The following is a 16,131-nucleotide window of genomic DNA, read 5'->3' as shown; positions in this document are numbered from 1 at the left end:
GGGGCCAAGCATCCCGTGCGCATCGCCAGGTTCTCCATCGACGGGAACGTAGCCTTCGGCGCGGTCGAGGGCGACAAGCAGGACGAGCTCGTCCTGGACATCATCAAGGGCATCCCGTTCGCGGACTTCGAGCTCTCCGGTACGAAGGTGCCGGTGAGCAAGGTGAGGCTGCTGCCGCCGGTGCTCCCGAACAAGGTCGTCGCCTTCGGCCGCAACTACGCCGAGCACGCCAAGGAGCTGGGCAACGAGGTGCCCGACGCCCCGTTCGCCTTCTTCAAGCCCGCCACCTCCGTGATCGGCCCCGGCGACGAGATCCAGTACCCGTCCTTCTCCCAGGACCTGCACCACGAGGCCGAGCTGGCCGTGGTCATCGGCCGGATGTGCCGCGAGGTCCCGCGCGAGCGCGTCAAGGACGTGATCTTCGGCTACACCTGCGCCAACGACATCACCGCCCGTGACGTCCAGAAGCGCGAGAAGCAGTGGGCGAGGGCCAAGGGCTTCGACACCTCCTGCCCGCTCGGCCCCTGGGTGGAGACGGAGCTGGACCCCTCGGACCTCACCATCCAGCTCACGGTCAACGGCCAGCAGCGCCAGCTGGGCCGCACCACGGAGATGATCCACTCCATCGAGGACCTGATCGTCAACATCTCCGAGGCCATGACGCTGCTCCCCGGGGACGTGATCCTCACGGGCACCCCGGCGGGGGTCGGCCCCCTCAACGTCGGCGACGAGGTCGCCGTCACCATCGAAGGCATCGGCACTCTCACCAACAAGGTTGTCAAGCGTGGCTAGCGCACCAGGCACTCCCGTACGCGTCCGTTTCTGTCCCTCGCCGACCGGCAACCCCCATGTGGGCCTGGTCCGCACCGCCCTGTTCAACTGGGCGTTCGCCCGGCACCACCAGGGCACCCTGGTCTTCCGCATCGAGGACACCGACGCGGCGCGCGACTCGGAGGAGTCGTACCAGCAGCTGCTCGACTCGATGCGCTGGCTGGGCTTCGACTGGGACGAGGGCCCCGAGATCGGCGGCCCGCACGCGCCGTACCGCCAGTCGCAGCGCATGGACCTCTACAAGGACGTCGCGGCCAGGCTCCTCGACGGCGGCTGGGCCTACCACTGCTACTGCTCCCAGGAGGAGCTGGACACCCGCCGTGAGGCCGCCCGCGCCGCCGGGAAGCCCTCCGGCTACGACGGCCACTGCCGCGACCTGAGCGCCGAGCAGGTCGAGCGGTACCGGGCCGAGGGCCGTGAGCCGATCGTCCGCTTCCGCATGCCCGACGAGACGATCACCTTCACGGACCTGGTCCGCGGCGAGCTGACCTTCACGCCGGAGAACGTCCCGGACTACGGCATCGTCCGCGCCAACGGCGCCCCGCTGTACACGCTGGTGAACCCGGTCGACGACGCCCTGATGGAGATCACCCACGTCCTGCGCGGCGAGGACCTGCTGTCCTCGACGCCCCGTCAGATCGCCCTGTACAAGGCGCTGATGGAGCTCGGCATCGCCCAGCGGATCCCGGAGTTCGGCCACCTGCCCTACGTCATGGGCGAGGGCAACAAGAAGCTCTCCAAGCGCGACCCGCAGTCTTCGCTCAACCTCTACCGCGAGCGCGGCTTCCTGCCCGAGGGCCTGCTCAACTACCTGTCCCTGCTCGGCTGGTCGCTCTCGGCCGACCAGGACGTCTTCACGATGGACGAGATGGTCGCCGCCTTCGACATCGCGGACGTGAACCCCAACCCGGCCCGCTTCGACCTGAAGAAGTGCGAGGCGATCAACGCCGACCACATCCGCCTGCTGGACGTGAAGGACTTCACGGAGCGCTGCCGCCCGTGGCTGCGGGCCCCGTTCGCCCCGTGGGCCCCGGAGGCCTTCGACGAGGCGAAGTGGCAGGCGATCGCCCCGCACGCCCAGACCCGTCTGAAGGTGCTGTCGGAGATCACGGACAACGTCGACTTCCTGTTCCTGCCGGAGCCGGTCTTCGACGAGCCGTCCTGGAACAAGGCGATGAAGGAGGGCTCGGACGCCCTGCTGCGCACCGCGCGGGAGAAGCTCGAGGCGGCCGACTGGACCTCCGCCGAGTCCCTGAAGGAGGCCGTCCTGGCCGCCGGCGAGGCCCACGGCCTCAAGCTCGGCAAGGCCCAGGCCCCGGTCCGCGTCGCCGTCACCGGCCGCACGGTCGGCCTGCCGCTCTTCGAGTCCCTGGAGATCCTCGGCAAGGAGAAGACCCTGGCCCGCATCGACGCGGCGCTGGCGAAGCTGGCGGCGTGACGCACACGCGCGTGTGAGGGGCGGCACCGGGACATCGGGTGCCGCCCCTTCGCCGTTCCCCGTACGCGGCCCCGGCCCGGGCGTTACCGTCGGTGTCATGGCGATCAGAGCCGTTGTCTGGGACGTGGACGACACCCTCTTCGACTACACCACCGCGGACCGTCTCGGCATGCGGGCCCACCTGGTGGCCGAGGGCCTGCTGGACGGGTACGACAGCGTCGAGCAGGCCATCGCGCACTGGCGGCAGGCCACCGCCCGGCAGTGGGCCCGCTTCTCGGCCGGGGAGATCTCCTTCCAGGACCAGCGGCGCGAGCGCGTACGGGCGTTCCTGGGCGAGGAGCTCACCGACGCCGAGGCCGACGCCTGGTTCGAGCGGTACGTCGCGCACTACGAGGCCGTCTGGGCCCTCTTCCCGGACGTCCTGCCCGTCCTGGACGCCCTCGCGGCCAGCCACCGCCACGCGGTGCTGTCCAACTCCAGCATCCACGTCCAGGACCGCAAGCTGCGCGCCCTGGGCGTGCACGACCGTTTCGAGGCCATCCTGTGCGCGGCCGAGCTCGGCGTCTCCAAACCGGAGGCCGGGGCGTTCCTGGCGGCCTGCGAGGCCCTGGAACTGCCGCCGCACGAGGTCGCGTACGTCGGCGACCATCCGGAGATCGACGGCCGCGGCGCCGCCGACGCGGGACTGCTGTCGGTCTGGATCGACCGCGCGGGTGTGCACATCGACGGTGAGCCGCCCGTCGGCCGGCATCGGATCGTGTCCCTGGCCGAACTGCCCTCCCTGCTCGGCTCGGATACTCGTTTTGGAGCCGCGTCCACCTTCGGGTAATGTTCTTCCTGCGCCGCCGGGGAGCGGGCCGGAAGGTCGGAGCCCCTCAGGCGCAGAACTAGAACAAGATCCCCTCCGGGGCTTGCGTTCCAGTGGCCTATGGTGTAATTGGCAGCACGACTGATTCTGGTTCAGTTAGTCTTGGTTCGAGTCCAGGTAGGCCAGCTCGCAGAGCTCATCTGCAACCCGCGGATCCCATCCGCAAGCCCCCGTTGTGTAGCGGCCTAGCACGCTGCCCTCTCAAGGCAGTAGCGCCGGTTCGAATCCGGTCGGGGGTACTGGTTCCGGAAGATCGACGATCTTTTCGGGGCTGCAAGGGCCCCCGTTGTGTAGCGGCCTAGCACGCCGCCCTCTCAAGGCGGTAGCGCCGGTTCGAATCCGGTCGGGGGTACTCAGAGGTCTAAACCACCTTTGGTCTATGGTGTAATTGGCAGCACGACTGATTCTGGTTCAGTTAGTCTTGGTTCGAGTCCAGGTAGACCAGCTCGGACCTGCGGAAACGCATGGTCCACGCCCCCGTTGTGTAGCGGCCTAGCACGCCGCCCTCTCAAGGCGGTAGCGCCGGTTCGAATCCGGTCGGGGGTACGCGACAGAAGGGCCCTCCACCTCGGTGGAGGGCCCTTCGCATGTGGGGGTGCTGCCGTTGCCGTGGCCAAGTGGGTGCGGAGTGACATCACTTCCCCTCCGGTCCGGCGGGCGGGCCTGCCGCGGCGTTGAGGCGGGCCCGTCCCGGGGGCGTACGGCCGAGGTCAGCCGGTGCGGCGCAGGGCCTCCGACAGGCGGGCGGCGGCGTCGATGACCGCCTGGGCGTGCATACGGCCCGGGTGGCGGGTCAGGCGCTCGATGGGGCCGGAGACCGAGACGGCGGCCACCACACGGTTGGAGGGGCCGCGCACGGGCGCCGAGACGGAGGCGACGCCCGGCTCGCGCTCGCCGATGGACTGGGCCCAGCCCCGGCGCCGGACGCCCGACAGGGCCGTCGCCGTGAAGCGGGCGCCCTGCAGACCCCGGTGCAGCCGCTCCGGCTCCTCCCAGGCCAGCAGGATCTGCGCCGAGGAGCCGGCCTTCATCGTGAGCGTCGAGCCGACCGGGACGGTGTCCCGCAGGCCGGACAGGCGCTCCGCCGCGGCGACGCAGATGCGCATGTCGCCCTGCCTGCGGTAGAGCTGCGCGCTCTCGCCCGTGACGTCCCGGAGGTGGGTGAGCACCGGGCCCGCGGTGGCGAGGAGGCGGTCCTCACCCGCGGCCGCGGCCAGTTCTGCCAGGCGGGGGCCGAGAATGAACCGGCCCTGCATGTCGCGCGCCACCATGCGGTGGTGTTCCAGGGCCACGGCCAGGCGGTGGGCCGTGGGTCGTGCCAGTCCGGTGGCGCCGACCAGGCCCGCGAGGGTGGCCGGACCGGACTCCAGAGCGCTCAGGACGAGGGCCGCCTTGTCCAGAACGCCGACGCCGCTACTGTTGTCCATGCAACGATACTTGCGTCTCACTCTGTGAAACGCAAGTTCAATTTTCCGTGGAACGCGCCACCCTGGATGGCACGAAGTCACAGCGGCCCGTGACGTAAGGGCCTGGCGGCGGGGTGCCCGGGAACAAGGGGCGCGGGCACCGCCTCCTCAAGATCTCTAGTTGGGTCGGCGCACGTCTTCGCCGGCCGGAGGGAAAGCGATGGGTAGGACACTCGCGGAGAAGGTCTGGGACGACCACGTCGTCCGGCGCGCCGAGGGCGAGCCCGACCTCCTCTTCATCGATCTGCACCTGCTGCACGAGGTGACCAGCCCGCAGGCCTTCGACGGCCTCCGCAAGAGCGGCCGGAAGGTCCGCCGCCTCGACCTGACCATCGCCACCGAGGACCACAACACCCCCACCCTCGACATCGACAAGCCCATCGCCGACCCGGTCTCCCGGGCCCAGCTGGAGACGCTGCGCAAGAACTGCGCCGAGTTCGGCGTCCGGCTGCACCCGCTGGGCGACGTCGAGCAGGGCGTCGTCCACGTCGTCGGCCCGCAGCTGGGTCTGACCCAGCCCGGCATGACCGTCGTCTGCGGCGACTCGCACACCTCCACGCACGGCGCGTTCGGCGCGCTGGCCTTCGGCATCGGCACCTCCCAGGTCGAGCACGTGCTGGCCACCCAGACGCTGCCGATGGCCCGCCCGAAGACCATGGCGATCACCGTCAACGGCGAACTGCCCGAGGACGTCACGGCCAAGGACCTGATCCTGGCGATCATCGCGAAGATCGGTACGGGTGGCGGCCAGGGCTACGTCCTGGAGTACCGCGGCGAGGCCATCGAAAAGCTCTCGATGGAGGCCCGGATGACCATCTGCAACATGTCGATCGAGGCCGGCGCCCGCGCGGGCATGATCGCCCCCGACGAGACCACCTTCGCGTACCTCAAGGGCCGCCCGCACGCCCCCGAGGGCGCCGACTGGGACGCCGCGGTCGCGTACTGGAAGACGCTGAAGACCGACGACGACGCCGAGTTCGACGCCGAGGTCGTCATCGAGGCCGCCGAGCTGTCCCCGTTCGTCACCTGGGGCACCAACCCCGGCCAGGGCGCGCCGCTTTCCTCCTCGGTCCCCGACCCGGCTTCGTACGAAGACGCTTCGGAGCGCCTCGCCGCCGAAAAGGCCCTGGAGTACATGGGGTTGGAGGCCGGGCAGCCGCTGCGCTCCATCAAGGTGGACACCGTCTTCGTAGGCTCCTGCACCAACGGCCGCATCGAGGACCTGCGCGCCGCCGCCGAGCTCCTCAAGGGCCGCAAAGTCGCCGACGGCGTACGGATGCTGGTGGTCCCGGGCTCGGCGCGCGTGGGGCTGCAGGCCGTCTCCGAGGGCCTGGACGTGGTCTTCAAGGAGGCCGGCGCCGAGTGGCGGCACGCGGGCTGCTCCATGTGCCTGGGCATGAACCCCGACCAGCTGGCCCCGGGCGAGCGCTCCGCGTCCACCTCCAACCGCAACTTCGAGGGCCGGCAGGGCAAGGGGGGCCGCACCCACCTGGTGTCGCCGCAGGTCGCGGCGGCCACCGCCGTGCTGGGCCACCTGGCCTCCCCGGCCGACCTGTCCGACGCCGACGTTCGCACGCCCGCTGGAGTCTGATCAGTCATGGAAGCATTCACCACGCATACCGGCCGGGCCGTCCCGCTGCGCCGCAGCAACGTCGACACCGACCAGATCATCCCGGCCCACTGGCTCAAGAAGGTCACGCGCGACGGGTTCGAGGACGGGCTGTTCGAGGCCTGGCGCAAGGACCCGGAGTTCGTGCTCAACCGGCCCGAGCGGCAGGGGGCGACCGTCCTGGTCGCCGGGCCCGACTTCGGCACCGGCTCCTCGCGCGAGCACGCCGTCTGGGCCCTGCAGAACTACGGCTTCAAGACCGTGATCTCCTCCCGCTTCGCCGACATCTTCCGCGGCAACTCGCTCAAGAACGGCCTGCTCACGGTCGTGCTGGAGCAGAAGATCGTGGACGCGCTGTGGGAGCTCACCGAGCGGGACCCGCAGGCGGAGATCACCGTCGACCTGGTCGCCCGCGAGGTGCGCGCCGAGGGCATCACCGCCTCCTTCGAGCTGGACGAGAACTCCCGCTGGCGGCTGCTGAACGGTCTCGACGACATCTCGATCACCCTGCGGAACGAGGAGGACATCGCCACCTACGAGGCGCGCCGTCCGTCGTTCAAGCCGCAGACCCTCCAGGTGTGATCCACAGGGCGTAGGCAAGGCGAGTTTCGGCCACTTCAGCACCCCCTCTGTACCCCTGATCAGCCCGATCGGGGGTACAGCCATGTCCGGGCCCGGGCGGCCGTGCGCGGAGCGGTGGGGGACGCCAACTTCCCACGTTAAGCAGGTGGTTGCGGGGGTACGCGAGGTGTACGGCCCCGGCCCGCGCCGGTGCCCGGAACGCTGTCCGAGGCGCCAGTTGCACCCTGCGCAGGCGACAACTCGCCCCAGATGGCACAATCTGTGCATGGAACACGACGGCCAACTCGAGCTCTATGCGGCGGTCGCGGTCCGGCTCAAGGAAGCGCACGCCAGGGTGCGCGCACTGCAAGTCCCGGAGGGCGTACGGATGGCGCTGGCCCGGAAGCTGCTGGTCATTACGGCCGTGGCCAAGCACGATCTCGCCGATGCGGCAAGGCGTCTGGAGCGGTTCACGGCGGACCTCGACGAGGGACGTTTCCCCGACGAGGAACGCTGAACCAGTCGAGACCGTCGAGTTCGTTGCGGCGCACGGGTGATTAGCCCGTTTCGTGTTTGATTTGCGGTATATATCTGCCTAACGTGCGAAAAAGCTTGAACACTTTCGTTCTGGCGATGTCTCCGAAGGGGAAGACGTGAACAAGGCGCAGCTCGTAGAAGCGATTGCCGACAAGATGGGTGGCCGCCAGCAGGCCGCCGATGCTGTCGACCATGTACTGGACGCCATCGTCCGCGCGGTCGTCGCGGGGGAGCGGGTCTCGGTCACCGGCTTCGGTTCGTTCGAGAAGGTCGACCGCCCGGCCCGCTACGCCCGCAACCCCCAGACGGGCGAGCGGGTTCGGGTCAAGAAGACCGCTGTTCCGCGCTTCCGCGCAGGTCAGGGCTTCAAGGACCTGGTGAGCGGCTCCAAGAAGCTGCCGAAGGGCGGCGAGGTCGCCGTCAAGAAGGCCCCCAAGGGCAGCCTGACCGGCGGTGCCTCCGCGACGGTGAAGAAGGCCGCCGCGAAGAAGGCCACCACCAAGACGGCCGCCGCGAAGAAGACCACCGCGAAGAAGACGACGGCGAAGAAGGCGCCCGCCAAGACCACGGCGGCCGCCAAGAAGACCACGGCGAAGAAGGCGCCCGCCAAGAAGACCACGGCGACCGCCAAGACCACCGCCGCGAAGAAGACCACCGCCAAGAAGGCCCCCGCGAAGAAGGCGACGGCCAAGAAGGCGCCCGCCAAGAAGTCGACGGCGCGCAAGACCACCGCCAAGAAGGCCACCACCGCCCGCAAGAAGTAAGGGCAGGCCGCAGGGGCACCTCACACGCCGGGCCGGACTCCACGACGGAGTCCGGCCCGCGGTGTGTCCGGTGGGTCGGGGGTGTCCGCAGTGGCCGGGGAGTTGGTCGGAAGGCGCCGTCCGGGGCGGATCAGAAGGTCTGGAGCGTCACCAGGGTGATGCGGCGCGCCTCGCCGTCACCCTCCGTCTCGATGCGCACCCGCTGTCCCGGGCGCAACAGGCGCAGACCCCCCGCGTCGAAGGCCGCCGCGTCGAAGGGCACCGGCGTGCCGTCGTCCAGCAGCACCTGCCCGCTGCGGCTGTGGGGGTCGTAGGTGTACGCGGTCGCCTGCATGCCAGGCAGCCTACTGCCCGGGAATCAGCAGGCGCGCGGCGGCCGCGGCCGTGTGGGGGCCCACGCCCAGGGCGAGCGCGGCGCGCAGATCGTCACCGGTGTCCACGTCCTGCCGTACGGAGTCCACGCCGGTCAGGAGCAGTTCCTCGGCGCCCGAGGCGCGGTGGCGGGCCCGGGAATCCACGCCGAAAGCCGGGCGCAATTCCCGGCCCGGGGTCGCGGCCAGCAGGGTCGTGCCGACGGCGGCCGCGTCCGGGAGAAAAGCGCGGGGGAATTCGGCGGCGGTGTCCAGGACCCGGGACAAATCCAGCGGACGCAGGGCCGGAAGATCCGCGTTCAGGGCCGCCACCGGGCTTTCCGGGCGGGTGGCCCGTACGACCGCCGCCGCGTGCGCGAGGGCGGCGTTGAGGCCGGCGGCCGGTTCGTCCAGGACGATCCGCGCGCCCAGCGCGGCCAGCTCCCGGCCGGCCAGCGCGTCGTCCGTGACGACCGCCACATCCTTCACCGCCGGGCACGCCAGCGCCGCGGCCACCGTGTCCTGCGCGAACGCGAGCGCCAGGCCCGGCCGCAGCCCGTCGTCCGCGGTGTCCGCGAGTCGGCTCTTGGCCCGCTCCAGGGGCTTCAGGGGTACGACCAGGGTCCACAGCACAGGCGTTCCGTCCCTCTCTTGTCGCGGTCATTGTCACCCGGGGCATCTGGTGGCCCGCGTGTCGGGGCGTACGGTGTTCTCGACAGACCGGCGGCCTGGGGCGACACTTGTGCGGCCCCCCTGGCCCCCCGTTCCAGGCCCTAGAGGAAGGTGTCCGCGTGCCCCGCCGCAGAATCGGCTTCTGGTACCGCTTCGCCGCGGTGATCTGCAAACCGCCGCTGGTGGTTCTGCTCAAGCGGGACTGGCGCGGAATGGAGCACATTCCGGCCGAGGGTGGATTTATCACCGTGGTGAACCACAATTCCCACATCGATCCCTTCGCCTACGCGCACTTTCAGTACAACACCGGGCGCGTCCCGCGATTCCTCGCGAAGAGCGGTCTTTTCAAAAAGGGATTCGTCGGCGCCGCCATGCGCGGCACCGGGCAGATCCCCGTCTACCGCGAGAGCACGGACGCGCTCAGTGCCTTCCGCGCCGCGATCGACGCGGTGCAGCGCGGCGAGTGCGTCGCCTTCTACCCGGAGGGCACCCTCACCCGCGACCCCAACGGCTGGCCCATGACCGGCAAGACCGGTGCCGCCCGGGTCGCCCTGCAGACCAAGTGCCCGGTGATTCCCGTCGCCCAGTGGGGCGCCAACGAACTGCTGCCGCCGTACGCCAAGAAGCCGCACCTCGTCCCGCGCAAGACCCACCGCGTCCTGGCGGGCCCGCCGGTGGACCTCGCGCGCTTCTACGACAAGGAGATGACTCCGGAGCTGCTCAAGGAGGCGACCGAGGTCATCATGGCGGCCATCACCCGCCAGCTGGAGCAGATCCGCGGTGAGAAGGCGCCCGAGACGCCGTACGACCCGCGCCGGGAGCGGATCGAGCAGCGCCGCAGGACCCAGGCGCAGACGCAGACGCAGGGCAGGCGCGTGGAAGAGGGGCTGGGCAAGTGAGCAAACCGGTCAAGGCGGCGGTCTTCGGGACCGGGTCGTGGGGCACGGCCTTCGCCATGGTCCTCGCCGACGCGGGCTGCGAGGTCGTGCTGTGGGGGCGGCGCCCGGAGCTCGCCGAGGCGGTCAACTCCACCCGCACCAACCCGGACTACCTGCCCGGCGTCGAACTGCCGGAGAGCGTGCGGGCCACCACGGACGCCGCCGAGGCCGCGGCCGGCGCCGACTTCACCGTCCTCGCGATCCCCTCGCAGACCCTGCGCGGCAACCTCGCCGACTGGGCGCCGCTGCTCGCCCCCGACACGGTCCTGGTGTCGCTGATGAAGGGCATCGAACTCGGCTCCGCGATGCGGATGAGCGAGGTCGTGGACGACGTCGCCAAGGTCGGCCAGAACCGGATCGCCGTGGTCACCGGGCCCAACCTGGCCCGGGAGATCGCCGCGCGCATGCCGGCCGCCGCCGTGGTCGCCTGCACCGACGAGGCCGTCGCCCAGCGCCTCCAGGCCGCCTGCCACACGCCGTACTTCCGGCCGTACACCAACACCGACGTGGTGGGCTGCGAACTCGGCGGAGCGGTCAAGAACGTCATCGGGCTGGCCGTCGGCATCGCGGACGGCATGGGGCTCGGCGACAATGCCAAGGGCTCGCTCATCACCCGCGGCCTCGCCGAGACCACCCGGCTCGGGGTCGCCCTGGGCGCCGACCCGCTGACCTTCGCCGGACTCGCCGGCCTGGGCGACCTGGTCGCGACCTGCTCCTCGCCGCTGTCGCGCAACCACACCTTCGGCACCAACCTCGGCAAGGGCATGACCCTGGAGGAGACCATCGCGGTCACCAGGCAGACCGCCGAGGGCGTCAAGTCCTGCGAGTCGGTCCTGGATCTGGCCCGCCGGCACGGCGTCGACATGCCCCTGACGGAGACGGTCGTCGGCATCGTGCACGAGGGCAAGCCGCCGGTCGTGGCGCTGAAGGAGCTGATGTCGCGCAGCGCGAAACCCGAGCGACGCTGAGCCACGCCCGCCCCCGGACGCTGTCTCGGCGTTCTACCAACGGGTACTCTCATCGCGATATGAGCACCGAGAACCTCCCCCAGAGCCCCGGGCAGCCGCCTCGCAAGCCGCGTGTGGCCGTCGTGTTCGGCGGCCGCAGCTCCGAACACGGGATCTCCGTCGTCACCGCCGGCGCCGTCCTCAGGGCCATCGACCGGACGAAGTACGACGTCCTGCCGATCGGCATCACCCGGGACGGCCGGTGGGCGCTGACCGCCGACGAGCCGGAGCGCATGGCGATCGTGGACCGCAGGCAGCCCAGTGTCGAGGAGCTGGCCGAGTCGGCGGAGGGCGGCGTGGTGCTCCCCGTCGACCCCTCGACCCGTGAAGTCGTCTACAGCGAGCCGGGATCGGTGCCCAAGGCGCTCGGCGAGGTCGACGTGGTCTTTCCGGTGCTGCACGGCCCGTACGGCGAGGACGGCACCCTCCAGGGCCTCCTGGAGCTCTCCGGCGTGCCGTACGTGGGCGCGGGTGTGCTCGCCTCGGCCGTCGGCCAGGACAAGGAGTACATGAAGCGCGTGTTCACCTCGTTCGGGCTCAAGGTCGGCCCGTACGTCGTGATCCGGCCGCGTGAGTGGGAGCGCGACGAGTCCGCCGCCCGTAAGAAGATCGTCGACTTCGCGGGGGAGCACGGCTGGCCGCTGTTCGTGAAGCCCGCGCGCGCCGGCTCGTCGATCGGCATCACCAAGGTCGACGACCTCTCCGGACTCGACGAGGCGATCGCCGAGGCCCGGCGGCACGACCCGAAGATCCTGGTGGAGGCGGCGCTGCGGGGCCGCGAGATCGAGTGCGGCGTGTTGGAGTTCGAGGACGGGCCGCGGGCCTCCGTGCCCTCGGAGATCCCGTCGGCCGAGACGCACGCGTACTACGACTTCGAGGCCAAGTACATCGACTCCACGCCCGGCATCGTGCCCGCGCCGCTGACCGAGGAGGAGACCGCCGAGGTGCAGCGGCTCGCGGTCGAGGCGTTCGAGGCGGCCTCCTGCGAGGGGCTGGTCCGCGCGGACTTCTTCCTCACCGAGGACGGCGAGTTCGTGATCAACGAGATCAACACCATGCCCGGCATGACGCCGATCTCGATGTACCCGCAGATGTGGCAGGCGAGCGGCGTCGGCTACCCGGAGCTGGTGGACCGGCTGGTGCAGGCGGCGCTGCGGCGGTCGACGGGCCTGCGCTGACCGTCGTTCCCGTCGGTGCGTCGCACCCGCCGGTCCCGCGCATCCGCCGGCCGCACCCTCAGCCCCTGGTCACCCTCAGTCGGCGATCCCCTCGGGGATCGCCTTCTTGACGGCCGGGGCCAGGTCGACCAGCGGCGCCATGCCGCTGGCCGTGCGGTCCTTCGGGATGGTCACCTCCACGTACGCATTCCGCAGCGTCGTCGTGAAGACGAACGAACCGTCGTCCCGCTTCTGCAGCAGCCACCCCACCCCGTTCACCTCGGTGCCGTCGGCCTCGGGATCGTCCATCTCCGCGGGCCGCGGCACACCACAGCGAAGTATGATCGCCGGGCTGCCCCAGCCCGCGGTCAGCGCGGAGGCGGGCTCGGGGTCCACACGGCGTTCACCGTCCACCTTCGCCGGCAGTACCTTGTCCAGGTTCCGGCACAGTCCCGCGGCCCGCGCGTCCGGGCTGGGAACCGCCGCCGACGCGCTGTCGTCTGCTGAGGAGCAGCCCGCGGCGGCGATCAGCAGGGCGAGTGCGGGCAGGCCGGCGACAGGGCGGTGCCGGTGACGCAAAGAGTTCACCGGCACAGGGTAGACGGGGGCTACAGATGGACGACCGGGCAGGTCAGGGTGCGGGTGATGCCGTCCACCTGCTGGACCTTGGCGACCACCATGCGGCCCAGGTCGTCGACGGTGTCGGCCTGGGCCCGGACGATCACGTCGTACGGTCCCGTCACGTCCTCGGCCTGGATGACTCCAGGGATCTTGCTGATCGTCTCGGCGACGGTCGACGCCTTGCCGACCTCCGTCTGGATCAGGATGTACGCCTGTACCACGGAACCTCCAGGGCGGCCACGAGGATCATGTGGGGAAAAGGAACGCCACGGTATCGCGTTGCCGCTCGCCACGGGGAGACCCGTGGGGGCCGGCGGTCGCGCGCCGGGGTGCAGGCAGGACAGAAGTTGACGGTCACTTCGACCGTAGCGAGGACTGAGATGACTCGTGACCGGGCATGGACAGGGACAGAAGGGGAGAAAGGGCAATGAAGGGCACTGTTGGTGAGCTCGGGGAGTTCGGGCTCATCAGGGAGCTCACCTCCCGTCTCACCACCACCCCGGCGGTCCGGGTCGGCCCCGGCGACGACGCCGCGGTGGTCGCCGCGCCCGACCGCAGGGTGGTGGCCAGCACCGACATCCTGGTGGAGGGCCGGCACTTCCGCCGCGACTGGTCCACGGCCTACGACGTGGGGCGCAAGGCGGCCGCGCAGAACCTGGCCGACATCGCCGCCATGGGCGCCGTGCCGACCGCGCTGCTGCTCGGCCTGGTGGTCCCCGCCGAACTGCCGGTGACCTGGCCGACCGAGCTGATGGACGGCCTGCGCGACGAGTGCCAGGTCGCCGGTGCCGCCGTGGTGGGCGGGGACGTGGTGCGCGGCGACGTCATCACGGTGTCCATCACCGCGCTCGGCGACCTGCGCAACCAGGAGCCCGTGACGCGGGCCGGCGCCCAGCCGGGCGACCTCGTCGCCGTGACGGGCTGGCTGGGCTGGTCCGCGGCCGGCTACGCGGTGCTCTCGCGCGGCTTCCGCTCGCCGCGCGCCTTCGTCGAGGCCCACCGCCGGCCCGAGCCGCCGTACCACGCGGGCCCGGCCGCCGCCGCGCTCGGGGCGACCGCGATGTGCGACGTGAGCGACGGGCTGATCGCCGACCTCGGGCACATCGCCGAGGCCAGCAAGGTGCGCATCGACATCCGCTCCGGGGCGATCGACATCCCGTCCCAGATGAACGACATCGGGCAGGCCGTCGGTGTCGACCCGATGCAGTGGGTGCTGACCGGGGGAGAGGACCACGCGATCGTGGCGACCTTCCCGCCGGACGTGAAGCTGCCCGCCCGCTGGAAGGTCATCGGCGAGGTCCTCAACCCCTCGGCGCTGCCGCAGGTGACGGTCGACGGGGCGCCGTGGACGAGCCAGGGCGGCTGGGACCACTTCGGGGACATCGAGTCATGAGCGTCGTGAGCGCGCCGCCGCCACGGGTGCTGACCGTCGCGGGCTCCGATTCCGGGGGCGGGGCCGGGATCCAGGCCGACCTGAAGACGATGCTCGCCCTCGGCGTGCACGGCATGAGCGTGGTCACGGCGGTGACCGCGCAGAACTCCCTGGGCGTGCAAGGGGCTTGGGAGCTTCCCGTGGAGGGGGTGCGGGCCCAGTACCGCAGCGTCGTCGACGACATCGGCGTCCAGGCCGTCAAGACCGGGATGCTGGCCTCCGCCGAACTGGTGGAGGTGGTCGCGGAGTTGCTCGCGGACACGGACGCCCCGGCGGTCGTCGACCCGGTCGGCGTCTCCAAGCACGGCGACCCGCTGCTCGCGGCCTCCGCCCTGGACTCCGTACGCACCCGCCTGCTGCCGGTCGCGACGGTCGCCACCCCGAACCTCGACGAGGTGGCCCAACTGACGGGTGTACGCGTCGAGTCGGAGTCCGGGATGCGCCGCGCCGCCGAGGCCGTGCTGGCGTACGGGCCGCGATGGGTCGTGATCAAGGGCGGCCACCTCTCCGGGGAGGCCGTCGACCTGCTCACCGACGGCTCCGAGGAGCACTGGCTGCGCGCGCCCCGGCACGACAACCGGCACACCCACGGCACGGGGTGCACCCTCGCGTCGGCCATCGCCTGCGGTCTCGCGCGGGGGCGGACCGTGCCGGAGGCGGTGGCCGCCGCCAAGGCGTACGTCACCGGCGCGATCGCGGCCGGGTTCGCCCTCGGCGCGGGCATCGGGCCCGTGGACCACGGCTGGGCCCTCACCAGGGGAACTCGCCGAGCTTGACGCCGGTGGCCGCCTTCCCGGTCGGCCGCTTCAGGAAGCCGGCCATCGGGCGGGGGTCAGCAGGCGGAACATGGGTCGGGGCCGCGGACGCGCCGCCCGGTCGGCAGGGCGAAGAACGGGCCCGCGTCGCCGGAAGTGCGCCGGCAGCCTTCGGCGAGGCTCCCTAACCGCGTCTCGTGCTTCGCGAACGCGGTGCGGTGGTCGCCGCCCGCCAGCGCGAGCTCCCCGGCCAGGACGTACGCGCCGACGCTCGTCACTCCGGCGCCCGTGCCGCCCCTCGTGGCGCCGTACGCCGCGTCGCCCAGCAGCACCACGCGGCCGCCGTGTGCGGCGCCAGGCGCCTGTGCGGGCCAGGATGCGCGACTGGAGGCCGTTCGCGGCTCCTGCGGGCGGCTCGGCGCCGTGGAGGCCGTCGATCAGCCGCTGCGCCGGCACGGCACGGCCCGCATCGAGGAGCAGGAGGGTGAGCAGGGCGCGGGGGTGGGGGCCGCCCGGGTCGACGGGAGTGCCGTCGGGGTTGCGCAGGTCCGGGGGCCCGGGACGCCGAAGCGTATGCGGTGGCACTTGGCCGGCTCGGGTGCCGCGGGGCACGGCAAAAAGCCGGCCCACCAGGAGGTGGACCGGCTCAGTGCAGCGAACCAAGCGGTGGCCGCGCGCTAGCTGAGCGTCAGCGCGAGACCTTGCCGGCCTTGATGCACGAGGTGCAAGCGTTCACGCGCTTCGGCGTCCCGCCCACCACGGTACGCACACGCTGGATGTTCGGGTTCCAGCGACGGGACGTACGGCGGTGCGAGTGCGAGATGTTGTTGCCGAAGCCCGGCCCCTTGCCGCAGACGTCGCAGTTGGCAGCCACGGGTCACTCCAAAGACTTCAGATGCACTTACGGTTAATCCCGGCATGCCGGGATCGAGATCCTCAGGCTCCAGGAGCCGTCCGAGATCTGAGTGGCGCTGCCAGGGGGAAAGGCCCGATCAGGATCGGGCAACCGGAGCAGCATACAACGGCTGCACCCGTACGGCGAAACTACCATGGCAGCTCAGGGCCCCGCCCCCGGCCCTCTTCCGGTCGGCACCCACCCGGGGTCTACGCTGCGTGCCACGTCCA

General features: G+C 71.0%; 19 protein-coding genes and 5 tRNA genes. 17 read left to right on the top strand and 7 right to left on the bottom strand.

Annotated elements, in window-relative coordinates; all coding sequences use genetic code 11:
- The first annotated feature begins 15 nt into the window (after positions 1–15).
- The 8 genes from ACFPZJ_RS34040 (at position 16) to ACFPZJ_RS34005 (ending at position 3,683) form a co-directional block, all read left to right on the top strand.
- Positions 16–792: a fumarylacetoacetate hydrolase family protein gene (locus ACFPZJ_RS34040; RefSeq protein WP_381029858.1), complete on the top strand. Its 777-nt coding sequence runs from the start codon at positions 16–18 to the stop codon at positions 790–792.
- Positions 785–2,269, top strand: coding sequence for a glutamate--tRNA ligase (gltX, locus tag ACFPZJ_RS34035; RefSeq protein ID WP_381029855.1), 1,485 nt, complete (start codon positions 785–787; stop codon positions 2,267–2,269). The genes ACFPZJ_RS34040 and gltX overlap by 8 nt, the downstream gene beginning before the upstream one ends.
- A 97-nt stretch (positions 2,270–2,366) precedes the next feature.
- A complete protein-coding gene (locus tag ACFPZJ_RS34030; RefSeq protein WP_381029852.1) occupies positions 2,367–3,098 on the top strand; it encodes an HAD family hydrolase in 732 nt (243 codons plus the stop codon).
- Positions 3,099–3,191: 93 nt separating this feature from the next.
- Positions 3,192–3,263, top strand: a tRNA-Gln gene (locus ACFPZJ_RS34025).
- A 40-nt stretch (positions 3,264–3,303) separates the two neighbouring features.
- Positions 3,304–3,376: transfer RNA gene (locus ACFPZJ_RS34020), tRNA-Glu, on the top strand.
- 40 nt (positions 3,377–3,416) lie between these two features.
- Positions 3,417–3,489 (top strand) — tRNA-Glu (locus ACFPZJ_RS34015).
- Between the two features lie 21 nt (positions 3,490–3,510).
- Positions 3,511–3,582: transfer RNA gene (locus ACFPZJ_RS34010), tRNA-Gln, on the top strand.
- A 28-nt stretch (positions 3,583–3,610) separates the two neighbouring features.
- Positions 3,611–3,683 (top strand) — tRNA-Glu (locus tag ACFPZJ_RS34005).
- A gap of 164 nt (positions 3,684–3,847) precedes the next feature.
- Here ACFPZJ_RS34005 and ndgR read toward each other — a convergent pair.
- On the bottom strand, positions 3,848–4,564 hold the full coding sequence (gene ndgR / locus ACFPZJ_RS34000; protein WP_189290238.1) for an IclR family transcriptional regulator NdgR: 717 nt from the start codon (positions 4,562–4,564) through the stop codon (positions 3,848–3,850).
- A gap of 199 nt (positions 4,565–4,763) precedes the next feature.
- On the opposite strand from ndgR, the gene leuC reads away from it, so the two are divergent.
- The 4 genes from leuC (at position 4,764) to ACFPZJ_RS33980 (ending at position 8,074) form a co-directional block, all read left to right on the top strand.
- A complete protein-coding gene (gene leuC, locus ACFPZJ_RS33995; protein ID WP_381029849.1) occupies positions 4,764–6,194 on the top strand; it encodes a 3-isopropylmalate dehydratase large subunit in 1,431 nt (476 codons plus the stop codon).
- Between the two features lie 6 nt (positions 6,195–6,200).
- Positions 6,201–6,794 (top strand): 3-isopropylmalate dehydratase small subunit, encoded by a 594-nt coding sequence (gene leuD / locus ACFPZJ_RS33990; RefSeq protein WP_381029846.1) that lies wholly within the window; start codon positions 6,201–6,203, stop codon positions 6,792–6,794.
- Between the two features lie 265 nt (positions 6,795–7,059).
- Positions 7,060–7,290: an SCO5555 family protein gene (locus ACFPZJ_RS33985; RefSeq protein ID WP_381029844.1), complete on the top strand. Its 231-nt coding sequence runs from the start codon at positions 7,060–7,062 to the stop codon at positions 7,288–7,290.
- Positions 7,291–7,426: 136 nt separating this feature from the next.
- Positions 7,427–8,074, top strand: coding sequence for an HU family DNA-binding protein (locus ACFPZJ_RS33980; protein WP_381029841.1), 648 nt, complete (start codon positions 7,427–7,429; stop codon positions 8,072–8,074).
- 130 nt (positions 8,075–8,204) lie between these two features.
- Here ACFPZJ_RS33980 and ACFPZJ_RS33975 read toward each other — a convergent pair whose 3' ends face one another.
- Together ACFPZJ_RS33975 and cofC are read right to left on the bottom strand one after the other, a co-directional pair.
- A complete protein-coding gene (locus ACFPZJ_RS33975; protein WP_381029839.1) occupies positions 8,205–8,408 on the bottom strand; it encodes a hypothetical protein in 204 nt (67 codons plus the stop codon).
- Between the two features lie 10 nt (positions 8,409–8,418).
- The gene (gene cofC, locus ACFPZJ_RS33970; protein WP_381029836.1) at positions 8,419–9,057 is read right to left on the bottom strand and encodes a 2-phospho-L-lactate guanylyltransferase; all 639 of its coding nucleotides are present in this window, start codon (positions 9,055–9,057) and stop codon (positions 8,419–8,421) included.
- A gap of 158 nt (positions 9,058–9,215) precedes the next feature.
- On the opposite strand from cofC, the gene ACFPZJ_RS33965 reads away from it, so the two are divergent.
- Genes ACFPZJ_RS33965 through ACFPZJ_RS33955 form a run of 3 tightly spaced genes read left to right on the top strand, consistent with a single transcriptional unit; the run spans position 9,216 to position 12,219 of the window.
- Positions 9,216–9,995, top strand: coding sequence for a lysophospholipid acyltransferase family protein (locus tag ACFPZJ_RS33965; protein ID WP_381029833.1), 780 nt, complete (start codon positions 9,216–9,218; stop codon positions 9,993–9,995).
- A complete protein-coding gene (locus tag ACFPZJ_RS33960) occupies positions 9,992–11,002 on the top strand; it encodes an NAD(P)H-dependent glycerol-3-phosphate dehydrogenase (protein WP_381029831.1) in 1,011 nt (336 codons plus the stop codon). Before ACFPZJ_RS33965 ends, ACFPZJ_RS33960 begins: the two co-directional genes overlap by 4 nt.
- 59 nt (positions 11,003–11,061) lie before the next feature.
- Positions 11,062–12,219, top strand: coding sequence for a D-alanine--D-alanine ligase family protein (locus ACFPZJ_RS33955; protein ID WP_381029829.1), 1,158 nt, complete (start codon positions 11,062–11,064; stop codon positions 12,217–12,219).
- 75 nt (positions 12,220–12,294) lie between these two features.
- Here the strand turns inward: ACFPZJ_RS33955 and ACFPZJ_RS33950 are convergent, their stop codons facing one another.
- Both ACFPZJ_RS33950 and ACFPZJ_RS33945 read right to left on the bottom strand, forming a co-directional pair.
- Entirely contained in the window at positions 12,295–12,786 is a 492-nt protein-coding gene (locus tag ACFPZJ_RS33950; protein ID WP_381029827.1) for a DUF3515 domain-containing protein, read from the bottom strand.
- Between the two features lie 20 nt (positions 12,787–12,806).
- The gene (locus tag ACFPZJ_RS33945; protein WP_003997603.1) at positions 12,807–13,040 is read right to left on the bottom strand and encodes an Lrp/AsnC family transcriptional regulator; all 234 of its coding nucleotides are present in this window, start codon (positions 13,038–13,040) and stop codon (positions 12,807–12,809) included.
- Positions 13,041–13,246: 206 nt separating this feature from the next.
- On the opposite strand from ACFPZJ_RS33945, the gene ACFPZJ_RS33940 reads away from it, so the two are divergent.
- Together ACFPZJ_RS33940 and thiD are read left to right on the top strand one after the other, a co-directional pair.
- Positions 13,247–14,212: a thiamine-phosphate kinase gene (locus ACFPZJ_RS33940; protein ID WP_381029824.1), complete on the top strand. Its 966-nt coding sequence runs from the start codon at positions 13,247–13,249 to the stop codon at positions 14,210–14,212.
- Complete coding sequence (thiD, locus tag ACFPZJ_RS33935) at positions 14,209–15,027, top strand: bifunctional hydroxymethylpyrimidine kinase/phosphomethylpyrimidine kinase (RefSeq protein WP_381029822.1); 819 nt, start codon at positions 14,209–14,211, stop codon at positions 15,025–15,027. The genes ACFPZJ_RS33940 and thiD overlap by 4 nt, the downstream gene beginning before the upstream one ends.
- Positions 15,028–15,083: 56 nt before the next feature.
- Here thiD and ACFPZJ_RS33930 read toward each other — a convergent pair whose 3' ends face one another.
- On the bottom strand, positions 15,084–15,341 hold the full coding sequence (locus ACFPZJ_RS33930; RefSeq protein WP_381029820.1) for a hypothetical protein: 258 nt from the start codon (positions 15,339–15,341) through the stop codon (positions 15,084–15,086).
- A gap of 353 nt (positions 15,342–15,694) precedes the next feature.
- Positions 15,695–15,880: a 50S ribosomal protein L28 gene (gene rpmB / locus ACFPZJ_RS33925; protein WP_003993230.1), complete on the bottom strand. Its 186-nt coding sequence runs from the start codon at positions 15,878–15,880 to the stop codon at positions 15,695–15,697.
- Positions 15,881–16,131: the final 251 nt, after the last annotated feature.

The sequence above is a fragment of the Streptomyces bullii genome, from assembly GCF_042657145.1.
Taxonomy (GTDB): Bacteria; Actinomycetota; Actinomycetes; order Streptomycetales; family Streptomycetaceae; genus Streptomyces; species Streptomyces bullii.
This window is presented reverse-complemented; position numbering and strand designations above follow the sequence as displayed.

Excerpts from the sequence above, each read along its gene's own strand:
- ACFPZJ_RS34030 (WP_381029852.1), top strand. The coding sequence starts at position 2,367 with ATGGCGATCAGAGCCGTTGTCTGGGACGTGGACGACACCCTCTTCGAC.
- ndgR (WP_189290238.1), bottom strand. The coding sequence starts at position 4,564 with ATGGACAACAGTAGCGGCGTCGGCGTTCTGGACAAGGCGGCCCTCGTC.
- leuC (WP_381029849.1), top strand. The coding sequence starts at position 4,764 with ATGGGTAGGACACTCGCGGAGAAGGTCTGGGACGACCACGTCGTCCGG.
- leuD (WP_381029846.1), top strand. The coding sequence starts at position 6,201 with ATGGAAGCATTCACCACGCATACCGGCCGGGCCGTCCCGCTGCGCCGC.
- ACFPZJ_RS33985 (WP_381029844.1), top strand. The coding sequence starts at position 7,060 with ATGGAACACGACGGCCAACTCGAGCTCTATGCGGCGGTCGCGGTCCGG.
- ACFPZJ_RS33975 (WP_381029839.1), bottom strand. The coding sequence starts at position 8,408 with ATGCAGGCGACCGCGTACACCTACGACCCCCACAGCCGCAGCGGGCAG.
- ACFPZJ_RS33955 (WP_381029829.1), top strand. The coding sequence starts at position 11,062 with ATGAGCACCGAGAACCTCCCCCAGAGCCCCGGGCAGCCGCCTCGCAAG.
- ACFPZJ_RS33940 (WP_381029824.1), top strand. The coding sequence starts at position 13,247 with ATGAAGGGCACTGTTGGTGAGCTCGGGGAGTTCGGGCTCATCAGGGAG.
- thiD (WP_381029822.1), top strand. The coding sequence starts at position 14,209 with ATGAGCGTCGTGAGCGCGCCGCCGCCACGGGTGCTGACCGTCGCGGGC.